General features: G+C 74.0%; 14 protein-coding genes. 10 read left to right on the forward strand and 4 right to left on the reverse strand.

Annotated elements, in window-relative coordinates; translation table 11 throughout:
- Positions 1 to 55 precede the first annotated feature (55 nt).
- The 3 genes from ACGFMP_RS05235 to ACGFMP_RS05245 all read left to right on the forward strand — a co-directional run bounded on the left by ACGFMP_RS05235 (position 56) and on the right by ACGFMP_RS05245 (position 4,592).
- A complete protein-coding gene (locus tag ACGFMP_RS05235) occupies positions 56 to 2,341 on the forward strand; it encodes a HelD family protein (protein ID WP_393670401.1) in 2,286 nt (761 codons plus the stop codon).
- Between the two features lie 303 nt (positions 2,342 to 2,644).
- Positions 2,645 to 4,096, forward strand: coding sequence for an NAD-dependent malic enzyme (locus ACGFMP_RS05240; protein ID WP_393670402.1), 1,452 nt, complete (start codon positions 2,645 to 2,647; stop codon positions 4,094 to 4,096).
- Positions 4,097 to 4,310: 214 nt separating this feature from the next.
- The gene (locus ACGFMP_RS05245; protein ID WP_016645140.1) at positions 4,311 to 4,592 is read left to right on the forward strand and encodes an HU family DNA-binding protein; all 282 of its coding nucleotides are present in this window, start codon (positions 4,311 to 4,313) and stop codon (positions 4,590 to 4,592) included.
- A gap of 90 nt (positions 4,593 to 4,682) precedes the next feature.
- On the opposite strand, the gene murA is transcribed toward ACGFMP_RS05245, so the two are convergent.
- Positions 4,683 to 6,059, reverse strand: a complete 1,377-nt coding sequence (murA, locus tag ACGFMP_RS05250) for a UDP-N-acetylglucosamine 1-carboxyvinyltransferase (protein WP_393670404.1) — start codon at positions 6,057 to 6,059, stop codon at positions 4,683 to 4,685.
- Between the two features lie 166 nt (positions 6,060 to 6,225).
- Here murA and ACGFMP_RS05255 point away from each other — a divergent pair, with 166 nt between their 5' ends.
- From ACGFMP_RS05255 to ACGFMP_RS05285, 7 genes are all read left to right on the forward strand, one after another.
- Positions 6,226 to 6,804: a YqgE/AlgH family protein gene (locus ACGFMP_RS05255; protein WP_393670406.1), complete on the forward strand. Its 579-nt coding sequence runs from the start codon at positions 6,226 to 6,228 to the stop codon at positions 6,802 to 6,804.
- Positions 6,805 to 6,815: 11 nt separating this feature from the next.
- The gene (locus tag ACGFMP_RS05260; RefSeq protein ID WP_033176250.1) at positions 6,816 to 7,118 is read left to right on the forward strand and encodes a DUF3039 domain-containing protein; all 303 of its coding nucleotides are present in this window, start codon (positions 6,816 to 6,818) and stop codon (positions 7,116 to 7,118) included.
- 54 nt (positions 7,119 to 7,172) lie between these two features.
- On the forward strand, positions 7,173 to 8,411 hold the full coding sequence (locus tag ACGFMP_RS05265; protein WP_393670408.1) for a hypothetical protein: 1,239 nt from the start codon (positions 7,173 to 7,175) through the stop codon (positions 8,409 to 8,411).
- A gap of 437 nt (positions 8,412 to 8,848) precedes the next feature.
- Positions 8,849 to 10,450: a beta-N-acetylhexosaminidase gene (locus tag ACGFMP_RS05270; protein WP_393670409.1), complete on the forward strand. Its 1,602-nt coding sequence runs from the start codon at positions 8,849 to 8,851 to the stop codon at positions 10,448 to 10,450.
- A gap of 264 nt (positions 10,451 to 10,714) precedes the next feature.
- Positions 10,715 to 11,587, forward strand: coding sequence for an FAD binding domain-containing protein (locus tag ACGFMP_RS05275; RefSeq protein WP_393670410.1), 873 nt, complete (start codon positions 10,715 to 10,717; stop codon positions 11,585 to 11,587).
- Entirely contained in the window at positions 11,584 to 12,786 is a 1,203-nt protein-coding gene (locus tag ACGFMP_RS05280; protein ID WP_393670411.1) for a (2Fe-2S)-binding protein, read from the forward strand. The genes ACGFMP_RS05275 and ACGFMP_RS05280 overlap by 4 nt, the downstream gene beginning before the upstream one ends.
- Positions 12,787 to 12,934: 148 nt before the next feature.
- Positions 12,935 to 15,241, forward strand: a complete 2,307-nt coding sequence (locus tag ACGFMP_RS05285; RefSeq protein ID WP_393670412.1) for a xanthine dehydrogenase family protein molybdopterin-binding subunit — start codon at positions 12,935 to 12,937, stop codon at positions 15,239 to 15,241.
- 69 nt (positions 15,242 to 15,310) lie between these two features.
- Here ACGFMP_RS05285 and ACGFMP_RS05290 read toward each other — a convergent pair whose 3' ends face one another.
- The 3 genes from ACGFMP_RS05290 to ACGFMP_RS05300 all read right to left on the reverse strand — a co-directional run bounded on the left by ACGFMP_RS05290 (position 15,311) and on the right by ACGFMP_RS05300 (position 17,525).
- Positions 15,311 to 16,072: an isocitrate lyase/phosphoenolpyruvate mutase family protein gene (locus tag ACGFMP_RS05290; protein WP_393670413.1), complete on the reverse strand. Its 762-nt coding sequence runs from the start codon at positions 16,070 to 16,072 to the stop codon at positions 15,311 to 15,313.
- 67 nt (positions 16,073 to 16,139) lie between these two features.
- Positions 16,140 to 16,424: a hypothetical protein gene (locus ACGFMP_RS05295; protein ID WP_393670414.1), complete on the reverse strand. Its 285-nt coding sequence runs from the start codon at positions 16,422 to 16,424 to the stop codon at positions 16,140 to 16,142.
- Between the two features lie 27 nt (positions 16,425 to 16,451).
- Positions 16,452 to 17,525: a hypothetical protein gene (locus ACGFMP_RS05300; RefSeq protein WP_393670415.1), complete on the reverse strand. Its 1,074-nt coding sequence runs from the start codon at positions 17,523 to 17,525 to the stop codon at positions 16,452 to 16,454.
- Between the last annotated feature and the right edge of the window lie 6 nt (positions 17,526 to 17,531).

A 17,531-nucleotide genomic window follows, 5' to 3' on the forward strand; every position in this document is an offset into this window, starting at 1 on the left:
CGCGGATCGGTTCGCGCGGGGCGGCGCATGACGTACATGACGAAGGGGGTCCTGCGTGGCCGCGCAGACCGCAATTCAGGACCGGCAGGGGGGCGGCGGGGTCAGGGAACGGGAGATCGCCGTCGAGCAGGAGCACCTCGACCGCGTGTACCGCCGCCTGGAGGAGAAGATCCACGAGGCGGAGTTCCTGATGAACGACGCCGCCAAAAGGGGCCAGGTGGGCACCCCCGGCGCGCTCGCCGAGCGGGACGCGCAGGTCTTCAGGGCCGGGGTGCACCTGAACCGGCTGAACAGCGAGTTCGAGGACTTCCTGTTCGGCAGGGTGGACCTGCTGCGCGGCAAGGACGGCAAGAAGGGCGCGGACGGCGCCTTCACCTCCGTCGACCCGGCCGACGACGCGATCCGCGAGGACGCGACGGCCGACATCGCCGAGACCCTGCACATCGGCAGGATCGGCGTGCTGGACACCGACTACGCCCCGCTGGTCATCGACTGGCGGGCGCCGGCAGCCGCGCCCTTCTACCGTTCGACGCCCGTCGCGCCCGGCCGGGTGGTCAGGCGGAGGGTCATCAGGTCCAAGGGCCGCCGGGTGCTGGGCGTCGAGGACGACCTGCTGCGCCCGGAGCTGACCACCGGACTCCCGGTGGTCGGTGACGGTGCCCTGATGGCGGCGCTGGGCCAGGCCAGGACGCACACGATGCGGGACATCGTGTCCAGCATCCAGGCCGAGCAGGACCTGGTGATCAGGGCGCCCGCCGCGTCCGTCACCGAGGTGACCGGCGGTCCTGGCACCGGCAAGACGGCGGTGGCCCTGCACCGGGCGGCGTATCTGCTCTACCAGGACCGGCGGCGCTACGCGGGCGGCATCCTGTGCGTCAGCCCCACGCCGCTGCTCGTCGCCTACACCGAGGGTGTGCTGCCCTCGCTCGGCGAGGAGGGGCAGGTCGCGATCAGGGCGGTCGGCTCGCTGGTCGACGGGGTGACCGCCGACCTCTACGACGAGCCCGCCACGGCCCGTGTCAAGGGGTCCCTGCGGATGCAGAAGGTGCTGCGCAACGCGGCCCGCGGCTGCCTCGACCAGCCGGGCAGCGCCCCCGCGACGCTGCGGGTGGTCGCCTTCGGGCGGCGGGTGGAGCTGTCGGCCGGCGAGCTGTCCGATGTGCGGCACAACGCGCTGGGCGGCACCGCACCGGTGAACCTGCTGCGTCCGCGCGCCCGGCGGCTGCTGCTCGACATGCTGTGGCGCAAGACCGGCCGGCGCTTCGACGACGCAGAACTCGCCGCGGAGGAGCGGCAGGGCTTCGACGAGGACATCTCCACCGAGCAGGACTTCATCGACTTCCTCGACGCCTGGTGGCCGGTGCTGGAGCCGCGCGGGGTGCTGGCCTCGCTCGCGGACGAGAAGCGGCTGGCGCGCTGGGCGCGCCGGGTGCTGTCGCCGCCGGAGGTGCGGCGGGTGGCGCGGTCGCTGCGCAGGGAGGGTGCGAGCGCGCACGACGTGGCGCTGCTGGACGAGCTGGAGACGCTGCTCGGCCCCGCGCCCAGGCCCAAGCGCCGCGAGGCCGACCCGCTCGACGAGCTGACAGGCCTCGACGAGGTCACCACCTACGCCGACCGGATGCCCGGCGGGCGGCGCGGTCGCGCGGAGCGGCTGGACGAGGAGCGCACCGAGTACGCCCACGTCATCGTGGACGAGGCGCAGGACCTGACGCCGATGCAGTGGCGGATGGTCGGCCGCCGCGGGCGTACGGCCACCTGGACGATCGTCGGGGACCCGGCGCAGAGTTCCTGGTCGGACGTGGAGGAGGCGGCAAGGGCGCGGGACGAGGCGCTGGGCAGCCGGCCGCGCCGCCGCTTCACGCTCACTGTCAACTACCGGAACCCGGCGGAGATCGCCGAGGTCGCCTCGACGGTGCTGGCGCTCGCCATGCCGGGGATGGAGTCGCCGCGTGCGGTCCGCTCCACGGGCGTGGTGCCGCGCTACGAGGTCGCGGGACCGGACCTGGGCGCGAGCGTGCGGGCCTCGGCAGCGCGGCTGCTGGACGAGGTCGACGGGACCGTCGGTGTCGTGGTCGCCATGAACCGGCGGGCGCAGGCCCGCGGCTGGCTGGAGGGCCTGGGCGAGCGGGTCGTCGCGCTGGGCAGCCTCGAGGCCAAGGGCCTGGAGTACGACGCCACGGTCGTCGTGTCGCCCGCGGAGATCGCGGAGGAGTCCCCCGCGGGGCTGCGGGTGCTGTACGTGGCGCTGACGCGGGCGACGCAGCGGCTCACGGTGCTCGCGGGCGACCGCGACGCCCCCGACTCGGCCGGGGTCCCCGACCTGCTCAGGCCGCTGACCTGATCCACCCGCCGCCGCCGGCGCGGGGGCCGGGGCGGAAACGCCTTCAGGCCCCCGGCGGGGGCCTGAAGGTCGAAGTAGGTGACACCGACCCGCCATGCTCGCCTCGCGGCAAGTGGGCGCTCGAAGCGCCTAAGGTTGGGCCCGGGGGCTTGGATCGGGCCGGTGTCGTAATCAGGCTAACAAACGGTGGGCGGAGACTCTTCCCGCGGAGGGCAAAACCGGGGTGTTGCCGCGCCTTCACATCGTGGAAGTAGTCTTCCACGGGTACGAACCACCCTCAGCAGGAACCGGAAGAAGGTCGTCATGGCAACGGCGCCAAGCGTCTCTTACTCGATCACGGTGCGACTGGAGGTCCCCGCAGGCGGGACCGCGGTCAGCGCGCTGACCACCGCCGTGGAGTCCTCCGGCGGATCGGTCACGGGTCTGGACGTCACCGCGTCGGGGCACGAGCGGCTGCGGATCGACGTCACGGTCGCCGCGAGCTCCACCGAGCATGCCAACGAGATCGTCGGCAAGCTGCGCGGCATCGAGGGTGTCGTGATCGGCAAGGTCTCCGACCGTACGTTCCTGATGCACCTCGGCGGCAAGATCGAGATGCAGTCCAAGCTCCCGATCCGCAACCGTGACGACCTGTCCATGATCTACACCCCCGGGGTCGCCCGGGTCTGCATGGCCATCGCTGAGAACCCCGAGGACGCCCGCCGGCTGACCATCAAGCGCAACAGCGTCGCCGTGGTCACCGACGGCTCCGCGGTGCTGGGCCTCGGCAACATCGGGCCGAAGGCCGCGCTGCCGGTCATGGAGGGCAAGGCGGCGCTCTTCAAGCGGTTCGCCGGGATCGACGCCTGGCCGCTGTGCCTGGACACGCAGGACACCGACGAGATCGTGACGATCGTCAAGGCCATCGCCCCCGGCTTCGCCGGCATCAACCTGGAGGACATCTCCGCGCCGCGCTGCTTCGAGATCGAGGCCAGGCTGCGCGAGGCGCTGGACATCCCGGTCTTCCACGACGACCAGCACGGCACCGCCATCGTGGTGCTCGCCGCGCTGACCAACGCGCTGCGGGTGGTCGGCAAGCAGATCGGCGACCTACGGGTCGTCATGTCGGGGGCCGGCGCCGCCGGTACGGCGATCCTCAAGCTGCTGATCGCGGCGGGCGTGAAGCACGCGGTGGTCGCCGACATCCACGGCGTGGTGCACGCCGGCCGCGAGGACCTGGTCGACGCGCCCGCCGGGTCGGCGCTGCGCTGGATCGCCGACAACACCAACCCCGAGGGCGCGACGGGCACGTTGAAGCAGGCAGTCGCCGGGGCCGACGTCTTCATCGGCGTGTCCGCGCCCAACGTGCTGGACGGCGCCGACGTCGCGGCGATGGCCGACAACGCCATCGTCTTCGCGCTGGCCAACCCGGACCCCGAGGTGGACCCGTCGGTGGCCAGGCAGACCGCGGCCGTGGTCGCCACGGGCCGCAGCGACTTCCCCAACCAGATCAACAACGTGCTGGTCTTCCCGGGTGTCTTCCGCGGCCTGCTGGACGCACAGTCCCGCACGGTCAACACCGACATGATGCTGGCCGCCGCCCGGGCGCTCGCGGCCGTCGTCGCCGACGCCGAGCTCAACGCGAACTACATCATCCCCAGCGTCTTCAACGACAAGGTGGCGGGTGCCGTCGCCGACGCCGTACGCGACGCGGCGAGGGCGCAGGGCCCCGCGGTGTCCGCCGCCGCGGCCGCCCCGGCGACCCAGGGGCTGTGAGACGGGAAACGCCCGGATTCGTATTCCGAGCGTCGAGCATGTGACGACAATCCGTCATCCCCGCGGTGCCGCAACGCTTTTTCCGCGACTCGCGCGGGCAGGCGATTGGCTTTCCGCCCATATATGGGGGCAGGATGCACACCTGGGCAGTGAGGCACACAGCAACAGCTTCGAGCTCGCGCCCCCATGGCAGAAAGAACACGGGAGTACAGATATGAACCGCAGTGAGCTGGTGGCCGCCCTGGCCGACCGTGCAGAGGTGACCCGTAAGGACGCCGACGCCGTTCTGGCCGCGTTCGCTGAGACCGTCGGCGAGATCGTGGCCAAGGGCGACGAGAAGGTCACGATCCCCGGCTTCCTGACCTTCGAGCGCACTCACCGTGCCGCCCGCACCGCCCGCAACCCGCAGACCGGCGAGCCGATCAACATTCCGGCCGGTTACAGCGTGAAGGTCTCCGCGGGCTCGAAGCTCAAGGAAGCCGCCAAGGGCAAGTAAGCCCCCTGGACGCCTGGAAGGGCGGCCTCCCCGGTGCCGGGGACGGCCGCCCTTCCGTTTGCCTTCGGCCCGCGGGCCGAGCGAGCCGCCTCAGGCGACCGCCACGGCGGGCGTGGAACCGGCAGGCGCGGGCACGGCGGCGGCCGGCAGCTCGATGTGCGCCCCCAGGCCTTCCAGCTTGGCCAGGAAGTTCTCGTAGCCCCGGTTGATCAGATCGATGCCGTGCACCCGCGAGGTGCCCTGCGCGGCGAGCGCCGCGATCAGGTACGAGAAGCCGCCGCGCAGGTCCGGGATCACCAGATCGGCGCCTTCCAGTTTCGTCGGCCCCGACACCACGGCCGAGTGCAGGAAGTTGCGCTGCCCGAACCGGCACGCGCTGCCGCCCAGGCACTCGCGGTACAGCTGGATGTGTGCGCCCATCTGGCCCAGAGCCGAGGTGAAGCCGAGCCGGGACTCGTAGACCGTCTCGTGCACGATCGACAGCCCGGACGCCTGGGTGAGGGCCACCACGAGCGGCTGCTGCCAGTCGGTCTGGAAGCCCGGGTGGACGTCGGTCTCCAGTGCGATGGCGTTCAGCGGGCCGCCCGGGTGCCAGAACCTGATGCCCTCGTCGTCGATGGCGAAGGCGCCGCCGACCCGCCTGAAGGTGTTCAGGAACGTCATCATCGAGCGCTGCTGCGCCCCGCGGACGTAGATGTCCCCTTCGGTCGCGAGGGCCGCACTGGCCCATGAGGCGGCCTCCAGGCGGTCGGGAATGGCCCGATGCGTGTACCCGCCCAGCTTGTCGACACCGGTGATGCGGATCGTACGGTCGGTGTCCATGGAAATGATCGCGCCCATTTTCTGCAGGACGCAGATCAGATCCTCGATCTCGGGTTCGACCGCGGCGTTCGACAGCTCCGTGACGCCCTCGGCGAGCACCGCGGTCAGCAGCACCTGCTCGGTGGAGCCCACCGACGGGTACGGCAGCCGGATCTTGCAACCGCGCAGCCGCTGCGGCGCCTCCAGGTACTGCCCGTCCGCCCGCTTCTCGATCGTCGCGCCGAAGCGGCGCAGCACGTCGAAGTGGAAGTCGATCGGCCGGCCGCCGATGTCGCAGCCGCCGAGACCCGGGATGAACGCGTGGCCGAGCCGGTGCAGCAGCGGGCCGCAGAACAGGATCGGGATCCGCGAGGAGCCCGCGTGCGCGTCGATGTCCGCGACGTTCGCACTCTCCACCCGGGTCGGATCGAGCACCAGCTCGCCCGGCTCCTCACCGGCGTTGACCGTCACGCCGTGCAGCTGGAGCAGACCGCGCACCACCCTGACGTCGCGGATGTCCGGCACGTTGCGCAGCCGGCTGGGTTCACTGCCGAGGAGGGCGGCGACCATGGCCTTGGGCACGAGATTCTTCGCGCCTCTGACCCGGATCTCGCCTTCGAGGGGGGTTCCGCCATGGACAAGCAGTACATCGGCGATGTCGGTCATGGATCTCGCGATCGTCGGAACGGGTAGAGCCAGGGGAGAACAGAGGAAATGGTAATGCGCCCCGCGACCCCCTCCCGAGGGCCCGTACCACCGCGTACCCCGGAGTCCGGCGCGCATCCCCCGCACCACCCCCCGCCGCGGCCCGGCATGCGGGATCATGTGGACCATGACCGAGGTGTCCTCGCTCACCGGACGGCTGCTCGTCGCCACCCCGAAACTGGCCGACCCCAATTTCGACCGGGCAGTGGTGCTCCTCCTCGACCATGACGCGGAGGGGTCGCTCGGTGTCGTCCTGAACCGCCCCACCCCGGTCGGCGTCGGCGACGTGCTGCAGAACTGGGCCGCGCTCGCCGTCCTGCCGCAGGTCGTCTTCCAGGGCGGCCCGGTCTCGCTGGACTCCGCCCTCGGGCTGGCCGTGGTGCCGGGCGAGCCGCGCCCCGGCGAGCCGGTCGAGGTGCTGGGCTGGCGGCGGGTGCACGGGGCGATCGGCCTGGTCGACCTGGAGGCACCGCCCGAGCTGCTCGCCGCCGAGCTGGGGTCCCTGCGGATCTTCGCCGGATACTCCGGCTGGGGGCCGGGCCAGCTGGAGCGCGAGCTGGTCGACGGGGCCTGGTACGTGGTCGAGTCCGAGCCGGGCGACGTGTCCGCGCCCGACCCCGAACGGCTGTGGCGGTCGGTGCTGCGCAGGCAGCGCAACGAGCTGGCGATGGTGGCCACGTATCCCGACGATCCGTCTCTCAACTAGTCTTGGGTCTTATGAGCACTCTTGAGCCCGAGCGCGGGGCGGGCACCGGCACTCTGGTCGAGCCGACTCCGCAGCTCTCCCACGGTGACGGCGACCACGAGCGCTACGCGCACTATGTCCAGAAGGACAAGATCATGGCGAGCGCGCTGGAAGGCACGCCCGTCGTCGCCCTGTGCGGCAAGGTCTGGGTCCCCGGCCGCGATCCGAAGAAATATCCGGTCTGCCCGATGTGCAAGGAGATCTACGAGGGCATGCCGCTCGGCGGCGGCGGCGACAAGGACAAGTCCGGCAAGGGCAGCGGCGGCAACGCCTGACGCCCTTCCGGCGGACAGGGGAGGCCCGTGGAAGGCGACGAGGGTGACGGGGGCGTGTTCGGTACCCCGGACGCGCCCGACGACGACTCCACCAGCGGCGAGCGCGTGCACGCACTGGTGGGACAGGGCCGCTTCGCGGAGGCGCACGCCGTGGTCGGCGACGCCTTCGTCGAGCGCAACGGCAGCGCCGGCTACCTGCTGCGGGCCTGGGTGCTCGCGCAGGAGAAGCGCGGGCCCGAGGCCCGCGAGGCCGTCGACTGGGCGCTGGCGCTGGCCGGCCCCGGGGAGGCGGCCGACGTCTTCGTGCTGGCCGGTGTGGTCCTTCTCTCACTCGACGAGGTCCACGACGCGCTGATCGTCGCGCTGCGCGCCACCGGGACGGACCCGGACGGCTGGGAGCCCGCGGTGCTGCTGTCGGACGTCTACCGGCGGCTCGGCCGCGCACCCGACGCGGTCGCGGCCGCCCGGCGCGCCGTCGACATCGCGCCGCAGGAGGCCGAGGCGCAGGTCGCGCTGGCCCGCTCGCTCAGCTCGGGACGCAGCGTCCTGGGCCGGATACCCCGGCGGCTGCGGGCCGAGCACCGCATGGCCGTCGAGCGCTCCCTGATGCTCGGCGCCGACCCCGGGCAGCTCCAGGCCCCCCGGGCCGGTGTCGTCACCGGCGGGCTCGCCGTCGGCCTGCTCTGGGCCATCCAGCTCTACCGGCTGGAGACCGGCGACAACTGGCAGTTCATCGCGGCGGGCGTCGTACTGCTCGTCACCGCGGTGCTGCTCACCGTGGTCGTACGCGTACACAGCAGGCGCACCGGCACCGGGGCCAGGGCCCGGCTGCGCGGCATCAGGGCGACCGTCCGCATGGAGCTGGCCGCGGACGACCGGCTGTGGCAGATCCGTGCCGCGCACGTCGGCGCCGCCATCCCCATGGCGCCGCTGCTGACCACCGGGCTCATCGCCGACCGGGCCTGGCGGCGGGAGATGTGGCCGCTGTGGGCCGCCGTCCCGGTGACGGTGGCCGGTGCGGCCGGCGTCGCACTCGCCGTGGTCGGCGTGCACTGGTGGTACGGGGCGGAATTCACCCGGCGGGTCTTCGCCTTCTCCTGGTTCGGCCGGCTCCAGCTCGTCGTGCCCGCGCTGCTGCTCGGAGCGACGCTCGCTGCCGCGGTGGCCGGGTCCGCGGCGAGGTCCACGTGGCGCGACCTCGCACTCGCCCATGCGGGCTGGCTGCTCGCCACCTGGGCCGCCGCCGGGGTCTTCTCGACGCGTGCCCGCGCCATGCGTGCCCGGGCTCTCTAGCCCGGCCCCGCAACTTCCCCGGGTGCGCCCGGCCCCGGGTCCCCTCGGGTAGAGGCCCAGCGCCCTGGGGGTAGCCCCTTGCGGTGGGTGGTCGGCTGGGGGTGCGTCTGGGTTGCTCGCGGCGTTCCTCGCGCCCTTGGGGGTGGCCCTTGCGGTGGGTGGTCGGCTGGGGGTGCGTCTGGGTTGCGCGCGCTGTTCCTCGCGCCCCTGGGGGGTGGCCCTTGCGGTGGGTGGTCGGCTGGGGGTGTGTCTGGGTTGCGCGCGCTGTTCCTCGCGCCCTTGGGGGGTGGCACCTGGGGTGGGTGGTCGGCTGGGGGTGTGTCTGGGTTGCGCGCGCAGTTCCTCGCGCCCCTGGGGCCGGTCCCTGAGGTGGTTCTCGTGGGGGGAGGGGGACCCCAGGGGGGCGGGCTGGGGGGTGGGGGGAAAGGATGGGCGGCATGGATCTCATCCCGCAGCCGCGGCGTACGCGGACAGGTGACGGCAGGTTCGTGGTGGGTGCCGACACGCGGCTGGAGGTGGGGGAGGGGGCGGAGGCCACCGCCCGGTGGATCAGGGGCGTGCTCGCGGCGGCGACCGGCGTGGACTTCCAGGGCGGCGGCAGCCCCGTGCGGCTGGCCGTGGACCCGGACCTCGGCCCCGAGGCCTACCGGCTGGTGGTCGCGCCGGACGCCGTGGAGGTCACCGGAGGCGACAGCGCCGGCGTCTTCTGGGGCGCGCAGACGTTGCGCCAGCTGATGGGCCCCGCGGCCTTCCGCAGAGCCCCGGCCCGCGGGGCCGAGCCCTGGACGCTGCCGGTCTGCGAGATCGAGGACCGGCCCCGCTTCCACTGGCGCGGCTTCATGCTGGACGTCGCACGCCACTTCATGCCCAAGGACGGCGTCCTGCGCCACCTGGACCTGATGGCCGCGCACAAGCTGAACGTGCTGCACCTGCACCTGACCGATGACCAGGGCTGGCGGCCCGAGATCCTCCGCTACCCGCGGCTGACCGAGGTGGGCGGCTGGCGGGAGCGTACGAAGGTGGGCCTGCTGGAGTCCCCGCTGTGGGACGAGCGCCCGCACGGCGGCTGCTACAGCCAGGACGACCTGCGGGAGATCGTCGCGTACGCGGCGGACCGGCAGATCACGGTGGTGCCGGAGATCGACATCCCGGGCCACTCGCAGGCGGCCATCGCCGCGTACCCGGAGCTCGGCAACGCCGACGTCGTCGACACCGCCGCGCTGGGGGTGCTGACCCACTGGGGTGTGAACCCCAACGTGCTGGCGCCCACCGAGGCGACCCTGCGCTTCTACGAGAACGTCCTCACCGAGCTGCTGGACATCTTCCCCGGCACCTTCTTCCACATCGGCGGGGACGAGTGCCCCAAGGACCAGTGGCGGGAGTCGCCCACCGCACAGGCGCGGATCGCCGAGCTGGGGGTGGCGGACGAGGACGGGCTGCAGAGCGCTCTGATCCGGCACTTCGACCGCTGGCTCGCGGACCGCGGGCGCCGGCTGATCGGCTGGGACGAGATCCTGGAGGGCGGCCTCGCGGAGGGCGCGGCCGTGTCGTCCTGGCAGGGCTACGCGGGCGGCATCGCGGCCGCCAGGGCCGGGCACGACGTGGTGATGTGCCCGCAGAGCCAGGTGTACCTGGACTGGCGGCAGGCGGCCGGGCCCGACGAGCCGGTGCCGATCGCGCACGTGCGGACCCTGGAGGACGTCTACCGCTTCGAGCCGGTCCCCGAGGTGCTGACCGCGGCCGAGGCGGAACACGTCATCGGCACGCAGGCGAACGTGTGGACCGAAGTCCTGGACTCGGCGCGGGCGGTGGACTACGCCGTCTACCCGCGGCTCACCGCGCTGGCCGAGGTCGCCTGGTCGCGGCTGCCGGCGTCCGCCGAGCGGGACTGGCCCGGTTTCGAGGCCAGGATGCGCACCCACTACGCCCGGCTGGACGCCCTGGGCGTCGAATACCGCCCGCCCGGCGGCCCGCTGCCCTGGCAGCGCCGTCCCGGCGTCCTGGGGCGCCCGAAAGACGGTCCGCCCACGAACGTGTGACCATTCTGCAACTTCCGCACCAGGCCGCGGCGGACCTGGCACCGTGGACTCGCAACCGTCACAACACCCCCGAAGGGTGGCAATTCAGGCACTGTGCCGTTTTCCGCGGGAGCCGTACGATCGCTCGCGTGGCGGACGGATCGGTACTTCATGGACCCTCGCGCCGACCCCGGGGGAAGATGTGCCAGAGTTGCCACGTCCGGGCGCTCAGCACGTACGGTACGGCTACCGCGTGACGGAGGAAGGCCGGGAAGGGGCAGCTGCGTGAGCACGTATGCACAGCAGACCGCGGAGAATGTCACGTTGCCGTCCTCGCTCGACGAGGCGGTGGCGGCGCTTGCCGACATGCCGAGCGCCGTGCCCGTGGCGGGCGGCACCGACCTGATGGCGTCGGTGAACGCCGGGCTGCTGCGCCCGGCCGCACTCGTCGGCCTCGGCCGGATCGGCGAGATCCGCGGCTGGCAGTACGCCGACGGGGCCGCGCTGCTCGGCGCGGGTCTCACCCACGCGCGCATGGGCCGCCCCGACTTCGCCGCGCTCATCCCCGCGCTGGCCGCCGCCGCGCGGTCGGCGGGGCCTCCGCAGATCCGCAACGCGGGCACCCTCGGCGGCAACATCGTCTCCGCCGCGCCCACCGGTGACGCCCTCCCGGTGCTGGCCGCGCTGGAGGCGAGCGTCATCCTCGCCGGCCCCGAGGCCGACCGGGAGATCCCGGTCAGCCACCTGCTGACCGGCATGGACCCGCTGCGGCCGGGGGAGTTGCTGGCCTTCGTCCGCATCCCGCTGCTGCACGCCCCGCAGACCTTCCTCAAGGCCACCGGCCGCACCGGGCCGGGCCGCGCGGTCGCCTCCGTGGCGCTCGTCGTCGACCCCGCGCGGCGCCAGGTGCGGTGCGCGGTCGGCGCGGTCGCCCAGGTGCCGCTGCGCCCGCTGGAGGCCGAGCAGTGGGTGGCCGGCCTCATCGACTGGGACGGCGAGCGCAATCTCGCGCCCGAGGCGTGCACCGCCTTCGGCGAGTACGTCGCGGCCGCGTGCATCCCCGACCAGCCGGGGGTCGAACTGCCCCCGGCCGCCGTCCAGCTGCGCCGTACGGTGGCCGCACTGTCCCGCCGAGCGCTCGGGAGGGCCCTGGCATGACCGACCAGCCGCAGCAGCCGGGCGCCCCCGGCAACTCCGGGGCCTGGCAGCCCGTTCCGGGCGGCGGGGACTACGACCCCGACCAGACCATGCACGTCTCCTTCGCCGCGCAGCTGCCGCCCGAGCCGGCTCCGGGCGAGGACCCGCTGATCGCGCACGGCCCCGCGGGCGAGGCCGACCCGGCCACCCAGTGGACGATCCCGGTCATCAGGGAGGAGGTCGAGGGCGACTCCGGCGAGTATTCGGTCGGCGCCTTCACCTCGTCGTGGGACCGGGCGCCGTCGCCCGCCGCGCCCACGCAGTCCTTCCCCGCCGGGATGTTCGGGCAGGGCGCGGCGGCAGCTGCCTCCGCCGCAGCGCAGGCCCCGGCGGAGGCCGCCGAGCCCGCGGCCGCCGCGGAAGCCGACGGCCGGTGGACGCCCTTCTCCGGCGGCGAGGCGGTGCCCTGGGAGCCGGTCGACCATGTGTCGGCGGAGGCCGCGTGGTCCGCGGTGGTCGACGAGGTGCCGGAAGCCGGCGCCCCCGCCGCGGCGGACGCGGAGGCGGACGCCGAGCCGGGACTGCCGCCCGAGGACGACCGCGAGCCGGAAGCGGAAGCGGAGCCGGACCCCGAGCCGGAGCCCGAGCCCGAGCCGGTCGAGCAGACCCGCAGCGAACACCCGCTCGCCTCCTACCTGCTGCGGGTCAACGGCACCGAGCGGCCCGTCACCGACGCCTGGCTCGGCGAGTCGCTGCTCTACGTGCTGCGCGAGCGCCTCGGCCTCGCCGGTGCGAAGGACGGCTGCGAGCAGGGCGAGTGCGGTGCCTGCTCGGTCCAGGTGGACGGGCGGCTCGTCGCCTCCTGCCTGGTGCCCGCCGCGACCGCCGCGGGCAGCGAAGTCCGCACCGTCGAGGGCCTGTCGGCCGACGGCCGGCTCTCCGACGTCCAGCAGGCGCTGGTGGAGTGCGGCGCCGTCCAGTGCGGCTTCTGCATCCCCGGCATGGCGATGACCGTCCACGACCTGCTCGAGGGCAACCACCGGCCCACCGACCTCGAAGCGCGCCAGGCCCTCTCCGGGAACCTGTGCCGCTGCTCCGGCTACCGAGGTGTGATCGAAGCGGTCCGCCAGGTCGTCACCGCCCGCGACGCCGACGATCCACCGGCGGCCGCCCGTATCCCCGCCCAGTCCGGCCCCACGCCCCCGGAGGCGGCCGTATGAACCCCGCGCGCCACATCCCCCGGGCCCCGCTCGGCCCCGGCGCCAGACCCCCGCGGGGCCGCCTGCGGACGACGTCGCGCCCGTACGCGGGCCCCCCGGCGGGCACCCGCACGCCGAGCACCGCGGGCACCCCGGCCGGAGGCGCCCGATGAGCGTCATCGACGGACCCGGCCCCGTCGCCGAGACCCTGGCCGGCGGCCCCCCGCACGGCATCGGCATGTCCGTGCCGTCCACCGACGCGCCGGCGAAGACCCAGGGCACCTACCCGTACGCGGCCGACCTGTGGGCCGAGGGCCTGCTGTGGGCCGCGGTGCTCCGCTCGCCTTACCCGCACGCCCGCATCGTCAGGATCGACACCGCGGAGGCCGCCGCGATGCCCGGCGTGCGTGCCGTCGTGACCCACGAGGACGTGCCGGGCGACGCCATGCACGGGCGGCTGGTCGCCGACCGGCCGGTCTTCGCCCGGGACATCGTCAGGCACCACGGGGAGCCGATCGCCGCCGTCGCCGCCGACCACCCCGACACCGCCAGGCTGGCGGCCGCCGCGATCCTGGTCGAGTACGAGGTGCTCGAACCCGTCACCGACCCGGAGAAGGCCTTCGCCGCCGAGCCGCTGCACCCCGACGGCAATCTGATCCGGCACATCCCGCTGCGCTTCGGCGACCCCGACACCGTCGGCGAGGTCATCGTCGAGGGCCTCTACCGCGTCGGCCGCCAGGACCCGGCGCCGATCGGCGCGGAGGCGGGGCTGGCCGTGCCGCGCCCGGACGGCGGCGTCGAGCTCTATGTCGCCTCCACCGACCCGCACGCCGACCGCGACATCGCCGCCGCCTGCTTCGGCCTCGAGGCCGACCACGTCAAGGTCGTCGTCACCGGGGTGCCCGGCGCGATGGGCGACCGCGAGGACTCCGGCATCCAGCTGCCGCTGGGCCTGCTGGCGCTGAAGACCGGCTGCCCGGTCAAGTTCGTGGCGACCCGCGAGGAGTCCTTCCTCGGGCACGCCCACCGCCACCCCACCCTGCTCCGCTACCGCCACCACGCGGACGCGGAGGGGCGCCTGGTGAAGGTCGAGGCGCAGATCCTGCTGGACGCCGGCGCCTACGCCGACGCGTCCTCCGACGCGCTGGCCGCCGCGGTGGCCTTCGCGGCCGGGCCCTACGTGGTGCCGCACGTCTTCGTCGAGGGCTGGGCGGTACGCACCAACAACCCGCCCTCCGGGCACGTCCGCGGCGAGGGCGCGCTCCAGGTCTGCACGGCCTACGAGGGCCAGATGGACAAGCTCGCCGCCAAGCTCGGCCTCGAACCGGCCGAGATCCGGATGCGCAACGTGCTGGCGACCGGCGACCTGCTGCCCACCGGGCAGACCGTCACCTGCCCCGCGCCCGTCGGCGAGCTGCTGAAGGCCGTGCGCGACGCCGACCTGCCGCCGCTGCCCGACGGCGACGACGAGTCGCAGTGGCTGCTGCCGGGCGGCACCTCGGGCGCGGGCGAGCCCGGCGCGGTGCGCCGCGGGGTCGGCTACGCGCTGGGCATGGTCCACGTGCTCGGCGCGGAGGGCACCGACGAGGTGTCCACCGCGACCGTGCGGGTCCACGACGGCCGCGCCACCGTCATCTGCGCCGCCGTCGAGACCGGGCAGGGCTTCACCACGCTGGCCCGGCAGATCGTGCAGGAGGTGCTGGGCGTCGAGGACGTCCGGGTGCTGCCCTCGGACACCGACCAGCCGCCCGCGGGACCTGCCGCCCGCGGCCGGCACACCTGGGTCTCCGGCGGCGCGGTCGAGCGGGCCGCGAAGATGGTGCGGACGCAGTTGCTCCAGCCGCTCGCGGCGAAGTTCGGCATGTCGGTGGAGCTGCTGACCATCGCCGACGGGAAGATCACCTCCTACGACGGGGTGCTCTCCACGACCGTCGCCGAGACGCTGGACGGCAAGGAGCTGTGGGCGACCGCGCAGTGCCGCCCGCACCCCACCGACCGCCTGGACGACACCGGCCAGGGCGACGCCTTCGTCGGGCTCACCTTCTGCGCGATCCGCGCGGTCGTCGACGTCGACATCGAGCTGGGCGCGGTCCGTGTGGTCGAGCTCGCCGTCGCCCAGGACGTGGGCCGCATCCTCAACCCGCGGCAGCTGGCCGCCCGTATCGAGGCCGGCGTCACCCAGGGCCTGGGGCTGGCCCTGATGGAGGACCTGCGGGCCCCCCGCGGCGTCGTCAAGCGGCCCAGCCTCACCGGCTACGCCCTCCCCACCGCTCTGGACGCGCCGGACGTCCGGATCGTCAAGCTGGTCGAGGAGCGCGATGTGGTGGCGCCGTTCGGCGCCAAGGCGGTCAGCGCGGTTCCCGTGGTGACCTCGCCCGCCGCGGTGGCCGCCGCGGTCCGCGCGGCCACCGGCCGACCCGTCGCCCGCCTCCCCATCAGGCCACAGGCCGCCATCGTCAAACCCCCTCCTGCGTAAGGCCACAAGGGACCGCGGGGGCCGCACCGGAGCGGGCGCCGGGCCCCCGGTGCGGCCCCGGGCCGCCGGTCAGGGGGCGAGGCCGGCCGCCATGGCCCTGACGGTCTCCAGCGCCTCGGCCTGGAGGCCGCCGCCGAAGGTGACGCGGGTGGCGCCGAGGACGCCGAGTTCGCGGGGCGAGGGGGTGCCCGGCTTGCAGAGGGCGTTCACCGGGATGCCGACGCCCTCGGCGATGGCCGCGAGGTGCGTCGCCGGGGCGAGGATCGGGTAGACGCAGTCGGCTCCCGCGGCCGCGTACAGCAGGCCGCGCCGCACCGCGGCGGCGGGCGTCCGCTCCCCCCGCAGGTAGGTGTCGATGCGGGCGTTGACCACCAGCGCGTCCCCTGCGGCCGCGCGGACCGCGGCGAGCCGCTCCGCGTGGCGCTCGGGGTCGACCAGGGCGGCGCGGGCCGGGTCGGAGTCCTCCAGGTTGCATCCCGCGGCGCCGGCCTCCAGCAGCCGCTCCACCAACTCGGCCGCCGGCAGGCCGTATCCGGCCTCGATGTCGGCGGTGACGGGGACGTCCACGGCCCGGGTGATGCGGCGGATCGCGGCGAACATCTCGTCAGGGGGCGTGCCCTCGCCGTCCTGGTACCCGAGCGACGCGGAGATGCCGGCGCTCGGTGTGGCCAGCGCGGGGAAGCCCGCGTCGGCGAACACCCGCGCGCTGGCCGCGTCCCACGGCCCGGGCAGCACGAGCGGGTCGCCGGCCGCCCGCCCGTGGTGGAGGGCCCGCAGCACCTCCGCCGCGCTCGTCCCGGGCGTCTGCCGTTCCTTCGTTGGCTGCGTCATACGCCAGACCCTACGGCCGGGCAGGGCCGCCGGGATGTACCACTCGGCACCGCAAACCGTGGGCCAGTCAGACGCCCATCCGCTTGCGGTCCATGTCGGACTGGTCCTTCTGCGCCTTGGCGACCAGCCGGTCCTCCTCGGCCTTGTAGGAGCCGAACAGCCGGCCGAGCGCCCCCATCCGCCCGTGGAAGTCGTTGCCCCAGGCGTCAGCCGCCGAGCCGACCCAGGTGTTGGAGTTGATGAGCTTGTCGACGGCGGCGATGGCGGTGTTGATGGCGGAGACGGATGTCTCGACGCTGTTCATGTCCTGGCGGCAGATGTAGCCGAGCTTGTCCTCGTCGGGTATGCCCATGGTGTTCCTCCCCGTGGTCGGGCGACGTCAGGCGACGGCGATGGTGAGTACGAAGGTGGCCTGGCCGGCCAGCACCAGCCGGTCGTCGTGGTAGGCGAGCGCGTAGGGCAGCTTGCAGGGCAGCCGGGTGGCGTCCACCGGGTGCGGCAGGTCGCACGTGCGCGGGTCCTTCGCGCTGACCCGGTGCCTGGCGACCACCTGCGCGCTGCCCGGGCGCAGATGGAGGACGTAGTCGTTCGCCGCGCTGGTGGCGTGGGCGTAGACGCCGTTCGCGCCGTCGGCGGCCAGCCACAGCAGGCGCAGCGAGGCCAGGTCCTCCGTAGCGCCGGTCGCCTTCGCCGGCAGTGCCGGTTCCGCGGCCTTCCCGCCGGGGGCGATCGTCACGATGTCGCCGACCTTCTCCTCGTCGTCGAGCGAGCCGGCGGCGACCCAGGCGGTGCCGGTGCCGTCCACCGCGCTGCCGGGCATGACGGCCGGGTGCCTGCCCTTGGCCGCGGTGCCGGGGGCCTGGTAGACGCGGGTGAGCGTGCTGTCCTTGAGTGACCAGACGACGTCGCCGTCGGCGAGCAGCACCGAGCCGTCCTGCCGGACGCCGAACGGGGTGGCCCCGGTGTTGCCGAAGCGGAAGGCGGTGGCGCCCGCGGTGGCGGGCACGGGCGCGTCCGGGACGCGCCCGGGGCCGGCGCCGCCGGCCAGCACCGTGTCCGTGCCGTCGGCCCGCAGGAGGCTCACGGTGGCCCCGCGGCCGGTGAGGAAGGAGCCGTCGGGCCGGGCGACCAGGCCGTGGGCGCCCTTGGCCTGGTCGTCCAGCACGATGTGCGCCCTACGGTCGGCGTCGATCCTGACCAGGTCGGCGTCCAGCCCGTAGACCTCGCCGCCGGGACCGAAGGCGAGGCCGTCGATGCTGCCGGCGAAGCCGAGCGAGGCCGCGCCTGACGTGCCGTCCTGCGCCGACGTCCCGAGCAGCACGGCCGCCTGCCCCTTGGCCGGCGCCTTCCATCCGCCGCCGCCTCCCGAGCAGCCGGCGGCGCTCGTCACGGCGGCGAGGGCGAGCACGGCCGTCAGGGCGCGCCCCCGCCCGCGGGAAGTCCAGTGCGGCATCCGGTC

Origin of the sequence: Streptomyces sp. NPDC049040, assembly GCF_043197715.1 — a bacterium.
Taxonomy (GTDB): domain Bacteria; phylum Actinomycetota; class Actinomycetes; order Streptomycetales; family Streptomycetaceae; genus Actinacidiphila.